Genomic DNA, 12,281 nt, shown 5'->3' on the forward strand with positions numbered 1-12,281 from the left:
GCTTTGCGCAAGCCATCCTCTCCTCCCTTGCGTTCTATACCCTCTTCGTTAACCGGCGCTAAACGCCTTATTCAAACATCAGATACCAGTAGATCGCGACTTCATCGCTTTGTTTATCGATGCCTTTGTAGACGTAAGAATCGAATCCGCCGATGACAAAACCGCAGCTTTCGTAGAACTTGCATGCGCGGACGTTGTTGCTTTGCGTCTCCAGCATGATCCCCGGCATGCCGCCGTCCTTCGCCCAGCGTTTAGCCTGCTCGATTAGCTTGCGGCCGATGCCGCAGCCTCTGTAACGGGCGTCAACTTTGATGTCTTCGATATAGGCATATTTGTTCCAGTTTCTTTTCAAAACCATGTGCCCCGCGACTTGATTGTCTGCGTACGCCAAATAGACGATTTGATCCGGATTGCCGATGTAATCCGAGTAATCCGCTTCCGTGTCTTCTTCAAACGGTTCGTCGGCGTAGCTTTTCCGATAAGCGGGTATTTCTTTCACCGTATATCCGATCCGCTGTCCCGTTAATGACAGAACAAGGGTAGAATCTACAATAAAGCTTCCATCCAGGTCCATCCATCGCTCTCCGTCCCCAGCCGTCAGTTCTCTGATCAAAATATCCATATTCGTCCTCCCAAGCTAAAGTTTTATAAGGCACGAATTAGGATACGGCGGGGGACCTCGGACTTAACGGAACACATATTTCTCTGTCATCGCCATGTCCTCCCGGTAAGGTTTTAGCCGCAACTTGTATATTTCATTATACAATCTTTGTTCATGTGCAAACAATGTCCAGTCCTTCGGGACGCTTCAGTCTTGAATAGACAAAAAATTACACCCCCTTCCCTCCATGGAGGGATCATATCATTTTCGGGCCATTCGGTCAGTAATTTTGTTCCATTTATTTCAAGTCGCGCAAAACCGAAATAAGTTAACATAAAAAATATTATGTAAACTAAAGAGTGCTTACCTCCAGCTGCTGCGCACAGAAAAAAATCAAGTATGCCCCGAACCGCTTAAGCTCTACGGAACATCCCCCTCGCATACTTATTTCTTCCCCAGCACATACATCACCCATGGCGAAATGCGGGTTTCGTTAATCCATGGGTAAGGCTCCTCCTCCCGGCCAAGCGGCTGGTGTATTTCCACCACGTGAAGCCCTGTCTGATCGAAAATGTCCCGGTAAGCGGCATCCGACCACATGACGTCCTCCACAGGCCTTTGATCATGCGTATCCTTCATGATGATTTTGACTTTGTCCCCGCTTCGGGCATGCTGATTTTCCGGAAAAGCCTTGGTCGTGAAGGAAGCCCATTCGTGGAGGTAGATGTCGGGAGAGGAGACGACCATCACGATCTTCCCGCCTTCCTTCAGCGAAGCGGCGAGCTGTCCGAAATTTTGCAGCTTCTTCTCCAAAGTCGGGATGTTATCGAAGGTGAACATCGACAGCGCCAGATCGAAGGTCGCCCCGTCCAGCAGACGCAGATCCCCTTCCGGAATCAGCCGGTAATCGCCGGCCGCGTCCATTTCTCTCGCTTTGCCGAGCATGCCGGCCGAAATGTCGATGCCGATCACGTCAAAGCCGCGATCCCGCAAAAAACGGGTCGACCGCCCCGCTCCGCATCCGAAATCCAACGCGCTCGTTCCGGCGATATGCTTCCCCAGCATCTCCGGCAAATCCCGATAGGCCAAATAATACGTTCCCGGAAACTCCAAGGTGGCGTAGGCTTCCGCCCGTTCAGCGTCCTCGTATACATTTGAAAACTCCATGTGCTGCAGCACCTCTCCCAATAGGAATATAGTGATGGACGATGGACCGCCTGCGTTCAGATGACTTCAATCCGCTTCCATTTCCCGCCCATAAAGCGGACAGACACCAGAAGCAGCATCAGCATGGAATAAACGACCAAGGCGATCCATATCCAAATTAACGAAAGTCCCCAGACGACGCTGAACAGGTACGGAATCACGATATAGAACAAGATAGGAACGACGATATAAATGACCATCATGAACATGGTATCGCCTACCGCGCGCAGCACATTGCCGATGATGATCTGCATCGTATCGAACACGATCCACAGCGAAGTGAGCCGGACGAGCGGGACGGTGACCGCCATCAGCTTCAGGAACGTGTCCTGCTGCCCCCCGCCGCCGAAGATCGAGATTAAAGCCTGCGGGAACAAATTAAAGATGACGATGATCAGCACGTTGAACACAAGTCCGATCCCGAGCCCCAATTTCGCGGCTTTCCGGACATTGTCGATTCGCCCGGCTCCCTTCTCCTGCCCGGCAATAATGGCGATGGCGGCGCCTAATCCCCAGATAGGGAAGATCGATACTCCTTCGATGGTAAATGCGATATTGGAAGCGGACAAGGGAAACTCCCCAGTCTTGCCGATGATCAGCAGCAGCAGGCTGAAATACCCGGTGCCGAGAAACGCTTGAATGCCTGCGGGAAATCCGAAATGAAGCAGCTTGCGAAGCAAGGCGCCGTCCCATTTCATCTGCGCCGAAATCTCATACTTCGCTTGAACGCCCCGTCTTCCCAACAAGATCATGTACACGATTACCGCGAGCACGGAGCTGCCGATGATCGCCAGCCCCGAGCCCCAGATCCCCCCAAGCTCCGGGAAGCCGAGCTTTCCGAAGATCAGCAGCCAGTCAAACAACACATTGAACACATTGGACAGAATCCCGACCATCATGATGACCGTTGTGCTGGCAACGCCTCGGAACAGGCCGGAAAACGCCGTAATAAACAGCTGGACGCAGCTGGAAACCATGATCAGGTAGAAAAATTGCTTCTCGTAAGCAAGCAGCTCTCCCGTATGCCCCATCCAATCGAAAATATTGACGGCAAGGGGAGACACCAGAAGCAGCACCGCCGAAAAAAAGATGCTGAGATAGACGCCCTGCCACATCGATGAGGCACATTTCAAGTATTTGCCGGCCCCGTAATATTGGGCGATGAGCGTGGAGACGAAGCCGACGATGCCGATGAATATGCTGGAGATCGCCGTCCCTACGTTACCGGCCGGCACGACGGCTGCAAATTGTCCCAGGTCGTACATCGAGACAAAGGCCCGATCGACAAATACCATCAAATTGAGCGAAAACATCGATAAAATGACGGGCAGCGTAATTCTCAATATCGTTTTGATCGAAATGGACTGCTCCCGGCTTGCCGGCCCAATCACAACCGCATCGTGCGCTTTTTCCGTCTCCGATGACATGGACACAAGCGACTCCCCTTTTTCATGGTATCCCGAATTGCAACGCCCGCCGGTTACGCGCTCTGGCCGATATAAGCCGCCCCGATCGCCCCCGTGACTTGCGGGTAATCCGTCACTTCCACTTTCATGTTTAACAGATCCTGCAGCGCGCTAACGATGCCGATATTTTTGGCGACGCCGCCGCTCATGCCGAGCGGCTCCTTGATGCCTACCGCCTTGAGCAGCGCGATCGCCCGGGTCGCGATCGATTCGTGCACGCCCTTGATAATGCTGGGCGTCGGCGTGCCGACCGCGACCAGAGATACGACCTCCGTTTCCGCAAACACCGTGCACATGCTGCTGATCCGGGCCGTCGACGTAGCTGTTTGGTGAATCCCGCCCAGCTCTTCGAGCTTGACCCCGAGCGCCCTGGCGATAATATCGAGGAACCGCCCGCAGCCCGCCGCGCACTTGTCGTTCATCATAAAGTTGACGACGTTACCCTTTTCCCCGATCTGGATCGCCTTGCTGTCCTGCCCGCCGATATCGAGAACCGTCCGGATGGAAGGATTCAAGAAATGCATCCCTTTGGCGTGGCAGGTAATCTCCGATACGTGTTTATCCGCAAACGGCACGTTCTCCCGGCCGTAGCCGGTCGTGACGATGACGTCGATATCCTTTTTCGTGAATCCGGCTTTCGCCAGTACATTGTTGAACGTCGTTTTCGCAGACTGCCGGTTATCGCCTCCGGTGTACACGACATCGTAGGCTACGACGCTGTTGTCGTTCAAAATCGCGGATTTGGTCGACAAAGAACCGATATCAATACCTAAGGTTATCATAGGGTTACTCTCCTTTATCTCGAATTAATGGATGATTCAGTCGCTCATAATTTCCAGAAAAGCGTCGATGCGGTTTTTCACGTGATTGAACGCGTAGTTGTTCTTGTCTACGTAATCCACGCTGATCGTCAAGTACTTCAATCCTTGTTCACCGGACATCTCCCGAATCATCGAGCTAATTCCCATCATGTTCCTGCAACCCCATATATTAGATATTATAACACCATCGATATGAAATGAGGTACAAACCTGAGAAATATTTTCTTTTAACCGTTGGGCGTTCCAGTGATACAGGATCGCCCGTTCCGCGATGCTTTTCAGCGGATCGGCCGGGTCCAGCGACACCAGATTGGCTTCCCACAGCGGCGCCCAATAGACGATCTCGACCTGCTGCTCGAAATAACGGATTAATTCGTGATCGTTGTGCGGCGCTTGGCCCGCCCACAGAATGCGCTTCTTCTTTTTCTTCGGGTCGGACTTCTTGCTCATTTCGAGCGCTTCTTCGTACAACGTTTTGCAGATTTGCACGTTTTCCTTCAAGCCGAAGCCGTTCATGCCGAAAATTTCGAGCAATTCTCTGGACACGCCGGGCAGCTCGTAGGTTTTGTTCAACTCGACCGTCTTGCAGTAATAGTCTCTCGCTTCATTCGAATATTGAACGACCTGCCGGAACCGCTCTTCGTCGAATGGGATATTCAGGGTGCTTTCGATGTCGGTGATCAGCTTTTTCAATTGTTCCACCAGATAGGTCAGCGTATCTTCGTTGATGAGGTTCGGCGTATTGATCGAGAGGAATGTGGAGTCGTACAGCTTGCTCGACATGTTCCCCATTTTGGCCAGACAATCGCACGGCTGATCGTTCACCAGCACCAAGTCGGGATTCGGGTAGCCGTTCGCCAGCATGACACCCAGCGACCCGCGTAGAAACGAGCAAATGTCCCGGGAGAGACTTTTCTCCTGCGTTAAATTGATGAACGGGTCCACGTTGACGGTTTGGGCCAGCAGGATCGCCATCGACTCCATATTCCAGGAAACCATATTGAAGCCGAAGACGATTTCGTTCGGAAACTGCTCGACGACATAAGCTACTTTCGTCTCTTCCTTATAGGCTTGGGTCAGTCGGTAGCCGTTGAACAAAGACCTCATCCGCGCGGCTTTCAGCGCCGAGGACGGATCGGACGGCTCAGCCCGGTACGTTTCGAGGACGGACATCATCTTTTTGTACTGCTCTTCGCGGCTTTTCGCTTCCACTTTAAATTGGCTCATCGCTCTTCTCCTTTTCTAATACATCATCGTTTCGAGGAACGTGTGAATCCGGGTGCGGATGCTTTCGATATTCGTCATGCTGCACTCGCCTTCCACCAGCAGCACGGGCGTACCCTTCTCGCTGAGCTTGCTTTGGATATAAGGGTAATCCATCGAATAAATGTCGCAAAACTTCAGCGAAAAATAGATGACCGAGTCGATATCGTATTCGTCGATCAGCTTGATCAAATGGTTCAGCCGAATATCCGATTCGAACATCCGGGCGCAGGTCGCTTTGTCAAAATAGTAATCGGCGATCGCTTCGACCGGATCGCGGTGCTCGTCGACCTCCCCTTCGAAATATTTGACGCCGTTGGTGATATCCATGCATACGACCTTTGCCCCGGTCTGCTCGATGGCATCGACAATGTTATCGTGATCAAAATAACTGCCGCAGATCAGCACTTTGTGCGGCTTCGTTTTTTTGGTTTCCCGCTGTGCTTCCATGGCGCTGAGCAGCAGGGACAGCTCTTGATTGTACTGCTGTCTCATGCCGGCCGTGCTGGATTTCATAATGTTCAGCAATTCGCTTCCCGTGAGCGACGTCACGTCCTGCTTCCGCAAATTGTGCATCCGCTGCAGTAAGCGGCGCGTTTCGTTAAACAAGCGGATCGCCTCCAGCAGCGATTCCTCCGTAATGCGGCAGCCGAAATGCTGCTCCAGCGATTCGATCATGCGGCGGATCTGCATCCGGAAATAGTCCCTGGAGACCGAATTGAGGGCTTTGGGAAGCTCCAGGAAGAAGCTGTATTTCGGTTGAATCTGGTGGCTCCACGTCTCGTACAGCCGTTTCCTCCAATCGCATTCGTCGACGAACACGATCCCGTCCGTAAATTCGTAGACGCCGTTCATGCCTTCTCCCAGGCAATTGAGCAGATAGGAGCAGTAGTTGTTGCCCAGCAGCGCACCCGCCTCCGACGTGTTGCTGGCGGTATTCCCCATAATCCGGAAAGGGATGAAGCCCGCCGCATATAAAATCTCTTCCGGCGTATAGATCGACGTCCATCCGATCTTGGGCTTATCCACAGCTTTCAAGGCGTCCAACCGGCTAACATTCAGTTCGACAATCCGTTCCACCATTTCTTTCATAAGCGCTCTCCTCTTAACCAGATTTCTTTGTGGCGCCGACACCTTTCAGGATGCGGTTGAATTGCCGGGCAAACACCGGCGCATGCTCTGCATCAAACAGCGTGTAATGGCTCCCCTCCGCCGGAATATACACCGGATGCGCGCAATACCGTCCCCATATGTCCATCCCCTCCAGCGGCGACTCGATCGCCTGAAACACATGGACCGGCGAATCGATGCTCCCCCTCGGAACGTAGGCTACCCGCGCCCGGTGCAGCGTGCGGACGATATTCACCGCGCAAAATAGCTGATTCAGCGACAGCCCGCTTCCATCCGGGAAAATGTCGGCCCATTCCTCGCGGACATAGCGAAGAAAGGAAGGCCGATCGAAGTCCGGGGGCTGAAGCGTATCCGCGACGGCGGTCCAGAACGCTTGAGCGCTCCGGCTCCGGCTCCAGCGCTTGAGCGGCTCCTCGTTGCGCAGAAACGGACGGATGTAGTCCGTCTCGGACTCGGCCGAGAACGGCTGCGCGTCTTGCGGCGGATAATAGCCCGGAGGCGGCGCATCTACCAGGACGCAGCAGCCGACCTCCTCCCCATGGGCTTCCAGAATGCGGGCCATCTCGGCCGCAATCGTTCCTCCGATCGACCAACCCGCGATGCAATAGGGCCCCTCGGGCTGGATATGCTTCATTTGTTCGATATAGCTAATGGCCAACTCTTCAATCGAAATATTTTGCGGCGCATACCCGACCCGTTCATCTAGTGTAATTCCGTACACAGAGAACGTACGTTCGACAAACTCCGCCACCTTGAAGTACCCTTCGATCCGGCCCGTTCCGTCATGTACGAAAAACATGGGGCTCGCGCCGGGCGGCTGTCCCCGCTTCAACAAAACGGCCGCTTTTTTGTAGTGGTATTGAATATTCACGGTCTTCCTCTCCTTTCCCGAAAGACTCCTCCTGCGCTCTCCCCGTATGGTAATGCCTCCTTCACACAACTCTCCAAACCAACGGTCGGTTCAGAGCGCTGCTTGCTTCTGCAAGCTTTCCACTTTCCTGGCCCATTCGGAAATGACAGGCGTCTCCCTGATTTCCATGATCGAGGGGACGACGCCGAAAGCAGCCTCCATCTCCGCGACCAAGCGGATGAGCGCCAGCGAATTGCCGCCGCACAGGAAGAAATCGTCGCCCGGCCCGATACCCTCCGTATTCAATAGGTTCTCCACGATTCCTATCAGCTGCGCTTCAATCCTTGCGACGGAGGCGGAAGAGGCCAGATGAGACCATGGATCACGAGGCGATAGGAGACGTCCCCCCTGATTGCACAGTTCCCCTAGTGAAGGCACCGATCCCGGTTCGGAGCCGAGGATGAAGTCCGCGAGCCTCTTATCCGTTCCTTCCGCCGCCACTTGGTGCAGTATCGCCAAGAAATCCTGCAGCAGCCGTTCCGCCGTCTCCTTGCGGTACAAGTCCGTGTTGTATTCCAGCTCCAGCCGCAAGCCTCCATCCCGTTCAATTGCGAACAGCGTGAGATCGAACTTGGCGACCGGGTAATCGATCGGGTACTCGCGAACCTTGAGCTGCTTGAGCTCCGCTTCAAGCGGTTCGAAGTGCTGCAGCACGAACATCGTATCGAATATCGGATTTCGGCCGGCATCACGGACGTAACCGATTCGCTCCGGCAAGTCTTCGAAAGGATAATCCTGATTATCATACGCCTCGAGCGCACGGCGCTTCACTTGATCCGTAAATTCCCGGAACGTCATCTTCCCGGAAGGCTTGTTGCGCATCGCCAGCGTATTGACAAACATGCCGATAAGGTTCTGGGTATCCGCATGGTTTCTTCCGGCGATGGGCGTGCCTACCACAAGATCCTCCTGCCCGGTGCGCCGGAACAGCAGCACATTGTACGCCGCCAGCAAAATCATATACAAGGTTGCGCCCATTTCGGCCTCGATCCGCTTCAAGCCCGCCAGCACCTCGGGTGGCGCCTGGCAGGAGACATGGGTTCCGGCAAACGTCTGGATGGCCGGTCTCGGATAATCGGTCGCAAGCCGCAGCGCGGGAAGCTCGCCTGCCAACACGTCCGCCCAATAGTCGCCCTGCTTGCGGACCTGCTCCGAAGCCAAGAAATCATGCTGCCACACGGCGTAGTCTTTGTATTGAATACGGAGCGGGCTCAAAAACTCGCCTTGGTACAGGGTAATAATCTCCCGGAACAAAATGTCGAGCGAGACGCCGTCCGAAATAATGTGGTGCATATCCAGCAGCAGCAGGTGACGGTCTTCCAGCTGCTGCAGCAGCAGACCCCGGATCAAAGGCGCCCGGCTTAACTCGAAGGGCCGGATAAAGTTCCGAATGATCCGACCCGCTTCCTCCTCTGTCTCCACGGTCAGGCATTCCAGGTCGAGCTTCGCCTCCTCGTCAATGCGCTGCATCAATTCCCTGTTGACGATCGTGAAGCGCGTTCTGAAGGACTCGTGCCTGCGGTTCAGCTGGCGAAACACATATCCCAGCCGTTCCCGGTCCAACCGGCCCTCCAAGCTAAGCACGAGCGGAATGTTGTACCCCGTTCCCCCGTGCGTCAGCATGCTGACGATATACATTCTTTTCTGGGCCGTGGAGACGGGATAGCTCTCCTGCTTCTCTGCTAGAGCGATGGAGGAATAAAAGCCTTCGGCTTTTGCGGACAATCTCAGAGCCAGCTCCCGGATCGTCGGACCCCCGAAAAAATCCGTGAGCGATAGGTCCGCATTAAATTGCATGTTGAGCTGGGATACGATCATCGTCGCCTTCAAGGAATGTCCGCCCAATTCGAAGAACGAATCGTCGATCCCCACTTCCGTTAGACCGAGCGTCTGCATCCATAGGGCGGCCAGCTCCCGCTCCAGCTCGGTTTCGGGCGGTCGCCGGAATTTGGCTTCATACGCCGTTCCGCTTGGCTCGGGGAGCGCCTTCTTGTCGATTTTGCCCGTTTCCTTGAGCGGCATCCTGTCGATCCGCACGAACACGGCAGGGATCATGTACTCTGGCAGCGCCTTGGCGAGATAGGCTCGCCATTCGGAGGCCGGGATGTTCCGGTCTGCAACGAAATAGGCGCATAACGCTTTCTCCCCGGGGAGCTTCTCCCTTACCGTCACGACGACTTCTTTCGCGTGCGGGTGCTCCGCCAGCTTCGCCTCAATCTCCCCGAGCTCGATGCGGAAGCCCCGCAGCTTGATCTGGTTATCCATCCGGCCCATGAATTCGATATTGCCGTCGGGAAGCCACCGGGCAAGATCTCCCGTCCTGTACATCTTTGACCCTGGCTCGAACGGATTGTCCACGAACTTCTGCGCCGTCAACTCCGGCTGGTTCAAGTATCCGCGGGCGACGCCGTCTCCCCCGACGCACAATTCGCCGGGCACGCCGACAGGCAGCAGTTCCCCGTAAGCGTCGACAATGTACGCTGTGGAGTGCCGGATCGGCTTGCCGATCGGAACGTTCGTTTTATACGGCCCGGTGATTGGAAAATAAGTGGAAAACGTCGTATTTTCCGTCGGTCCGTACATGTTCTGAATGCGAAGGCCCGGGACGGCCGCCACCACCTTGTTGACATGCCTGACGGACAAGGCGTCACCTCCGATCAGCAGGGCCTTCAGTGGAGCGAACAGCTCCGGCTTCATGTCCGACAACTGGTTGAACAGCGGTGCAGTCAACCAGAGATGGCTTATGCCATGCTTCGTTATAAAGCGGCCGAGATGGTCCGCATTGAGCAGCACGTTATCGCTTGTCACATACAGCTTGATTCCGTTCAAGAGCGCCCCCCATATTTCGAACGTCGTCGCGTCAAACGCCGGGGCTCCCGTCTGCAAAATCGTATCGCTGTCCTCGAAACGGACATAATCGGTATTTTGGACAAGCCTTACGACGTTCCGGTGCTCCACCATGACACCTTTCGGCCGTCCAGTCGAGCCGGACGTGTACATCACGTAGGCTAGACTGCGCGCATGGGTATCGCTTTTCAAATGATCGGGGCTATGTAGGGATCGTTCTTCCTCCCCGATTTCAATGGCGGTGATCTCCGCTTCCAGCTTGCTTGCGTCCAGCTTCCCTTGTTGAACGAGCAGGACCTTGGCTCCGCTATCCTGCAACATATACTTGATCCGGTCCTCGGGATAACCGGGATCGATGGGCATATACGCGCCGCCCGCTTTCAATACCGCGAGCATCCCGACCACCATTTCGAGAGACCGTTCGGCCGCAATGCCGACGATCTGCTCCGAACCGCTTCCCTTGCTGCGGATCATTCCGGCGAGCTTATTCGCCCGCTCGTTCAGCTCCCGGTAGTTCAGCTCCTTGCCTTCATGCCATAGCGCGACCCGTTCCGGCGTCTTCCACGCCTGCGCCTCGAACAGCTCGTGGATGCATGCCTCGCGCGGATACTCCGCCCCCGTGCGGTTCCAGTCCCCAAGCAGCCGGTTCCGCTCCGTCGGGTCAAGCATCCGCAGCTCCTTCACCCGGGCGTCGGGCCGTTCAATCGCCGCTTGAAGCAAGTTCACGTAGAAGCCGATGAACCGCCGGATCGTTTCTTGGCGGAACAAGTCCGTATTGTACTCCACCCGGATTTCCATCTCTTCATCCTCTTGATGGATATCGAACAGCAGATCGACTTGGGTTGCATCCATATCCGGCTCGATCCAGGTTTCCTTCGCCCCGGCGAACGCCGCTTCTTCCTTCCCGGCGACGACCATATTGAACATGGCCCGAAACAGCGGATTCCGGCTGCTGCTGCGCTCCGGATTCAGCTTTTGAATAAGCCGTTCAAACGGGTAATCCTGCATATCGTAAGCTTCGTCCACTTGCTCGTGCACCCGGCGGAGCAGCTCGTCGAAGGCGGTCTCCCCGTCTACCTCCATCCGGATAGCGACGGTGTTTACGAAAAAGCCGACCGCTTGCTGCAGCTCCGGGCTGTAATGCCTTCCCGCAAATACCGTGCCCACGACCACATCGCGCTGGCGCGAGCATTTGTGCAGCAGCACATAGTATGCGCAAAGCAGCGCGGAAAACGGGATCACCCGCTTCTGCATGCAAAGCGTCCGCAGCCCTTGAACCACTTCCCGGGGGATCGGCTGAATTTCAAGCGCCCCTGCGAAGCTGAGCCCGGGTCGGGCAGGAAAGTCCGTCGGCAGCTCAAGCACAGGCAGCTCTCCCTGGAACTGCTTCTGCCAATACGCTTCCTGCTCCCGGGTATGCGCCTCCTCGAACGTTTCCCGCTGCCACAGCACATAGTCCGCATACCGGACTCCCGACGCAGGCAGCTCCTCGCCGTTCGGTACACCCGCATGCGCGTTATAGAACCATTTGAAGTCGTACCAGATGCGCTGGAAGGTCGTGGCATCGGAGATGATATGATGCAGCTTCAGGATCAGCATCCCCTCCGCCTCACCCATACGTATCCAAATGATCTGAAACAGCGGTCCCCTGCGCAGGTCGACCGGCTTCAGGCTTGCTTCGGACAGCAGACGCCGGGCCTTCGCTTCCCGCTCCTCCTCCGGCTCCGCCGACAAGTCGACGCAGCGGTAAATGCGGTCCATCGTTTCGTCGAACGATTGAACGGGCGCACCGCCCGCATAGCTTACTTTCGTCCGCAGCGCGGGATGCCGCTCGATCAAATCGCCGGCCGCCCACAATAAGGCGTCCGAATCGACGGGACCCGTCAGCCGTTTGCAGGAAATCAAATTCCAGACGGCGCTATCCGGCAGCAGCTCGGACAAGTACAGCACTCGTTCCTGCTGGAACGAAAGCGGATAATGCGGTCTTGCCCTTTGGCAGGGGATGTCCGGATATTTTCGTATGCGTTTGCCCATAG

At 55.3% G+C, this 12,281-nt stretch carries 8 protein-coding genes; all 8 read right to left on the bottom strand.

Going from position 1 to position 12,281, the window contains the following annotated elements:
* Positions 1–67 precede the first annotated feature (67 nt).
* The 8 genes from ET33_RS01335 to ET33_RS36130 all read right to left on the bottom strand — a co-directional run bounded on the left by ET33_RS01335 (position 68) and on the right by ET33_RS36130 (position 12,279).
* Complete coding sequence (locus tag ET33_RS01335; protein WP_036675442.1) at positions 68–622, bottom strand: GNAT family N-acetyltransferase; 555 nt, start codon at positions 620–622, stop codon at positions 68–70.
* Positions 623–1,045: 423 nt separating this feature from the next.
* Entirely contained in the window at positions 1,046–1,768 is a 723-nt protein-coding gene (locus ET33_RS36125; RefSeq protein WP_051775021.1) for a class I SAM-dependent methyltransferase, read from the bottom strand.
* Between the two features lie 56 nt (positions 1,769–1,824).
* Positions 1,825–3,234 carry an MATE family efflux transporter gene (locus ET33_RS01345; protein WP_036675445.1) on the bottom strand — a complete coding sequence of 470 codons (1,410 nt, stop codon included), beginning with the start codon at positions 3,232–3,234 and terminating at the stop codon, positions 1,825–1,827.
* A gap of 53 nt (positions 3,235–3,287) precedes the next feature.
* Positions 3,288–4,055: an acyl-CoA dehydratase activase gene (locus ET33_RS01350; protein ID WP_036675447.1), complete on the bottom strand. Its 768-nt coding sequence runs from the start codon at positions 4,053–4,055 to the stop codon at positions 3,288–3,290.
* A 36-nt stretch (positions 4,056–4,091) separates the two neighbouring features.
* Positions 4,092–5,321 (bottom strand): 2-hydroxyacyl-CoA dehydratase family protein, encoded by a 1,230-nt coding sequence (locus ET33_RS01355; protein ID WP_036675449.1) that lies wholly within the window; start codon positions 5,319–5,321, stop codon positions 4,092–4,094.
* 15 nt (positions 5,322–5,336) lie between these two features.
* On the bottom strand, positions 5,337–6,449 hold the full coding sequence (locus ET33_RS01360) for a 2-hydroxyacyl-CoA dehydratase subunit D (protein ID WP_036675451.1): 1,113 nt from the start codon (positions 6,447–6,449) through the stop codon (positions 5,337–5,339).
* Between the two features lie 13 nt (positions 6,450–6,462).
* A complete protein-coding gene (locus ET33_RS01365; RefSeq protein ID WP_036675454.1) occupies positions 6,463–7,359 on the bottom strand; it encodes a thioesterase domain-containing protein in 897 nt (298 codons plus the stop codon).
* A 90-nt stretch (positions 7,360–7,449) separates the two neighbouring features.
* Complete coding sequence (locus ET33_RS36130; protein ID WP_051775022.1) at positions 7,450–12,279, bottom strand: non-ribosomal peptide synthetase; 4,830 nt, start codon at positions 12,277–12,279, stop codon at positions 7,450–7,452.
* Positions 12,280–12,281: the final 2 nt, after the last annotated feature.

This window comes from Paenibacillus tyrphae (assembly GCF_000722545.1).
Classification (GTDB): domain Bacteria; phylum Bacillota; class Bacilli; order Paenibacillales; family NBRC-103111; genus Paenibacillus_G; species Paenibacillus_G tyrfis.

Bases quoted from the DNA above. Each gene is read 5' to 3' on its own strand.
- ET33_RS01335 (WP_036675442.1), bottom strand. From the start codon at position 622: ATGGATATTTTGATCAGAGAACTGACGGCTGGGGACGGAGAGCGATGG.
- ET33_RS36125 (WP_051775021.1), bottom strand. From the start codon at position 1,768: ATGGAGTTTTCAAATGTATACGAGGACGCTGAACGGGCGGAAGCCTAC.
- ET33_RS01345 (WP_036675445.1), bottom strand. From the start codon at position 3,234: ATGTCATCGGAGACGGAAAAAGCGCACGATGCGGTTGTGATTGGGCCG.
- ET33_RS01350 (WP_036675447.1), bottom strand. From the start codon at position 4,055: ATGATAACCTTAGGTATTGATATCGGTTCTTTGTCGACCAAATCCGCG.
- ET33_RS01355 (WP_036675449.1), bottom strand. From the start codon at position 5,321: ATGAGCCAATTTAAAGTGGAAGCGAAAAGCCGCGAAGAGCAGTACAAA.
- ET33_RS01360 (WP_036675451.1), bottom strand. From the start codon at position 6,449: ATGAAAGAAATGGTGGAACGGATTGTCGAACTGAATGTTAGCCGGTTG.
- ET33_RS36130 (WP_051775022.1), bottom strand. From the start codon at position 12,279: ATGGGCAAACGCATACGAAAATATCCGGACATCCCCTGCCAAAGGGCA.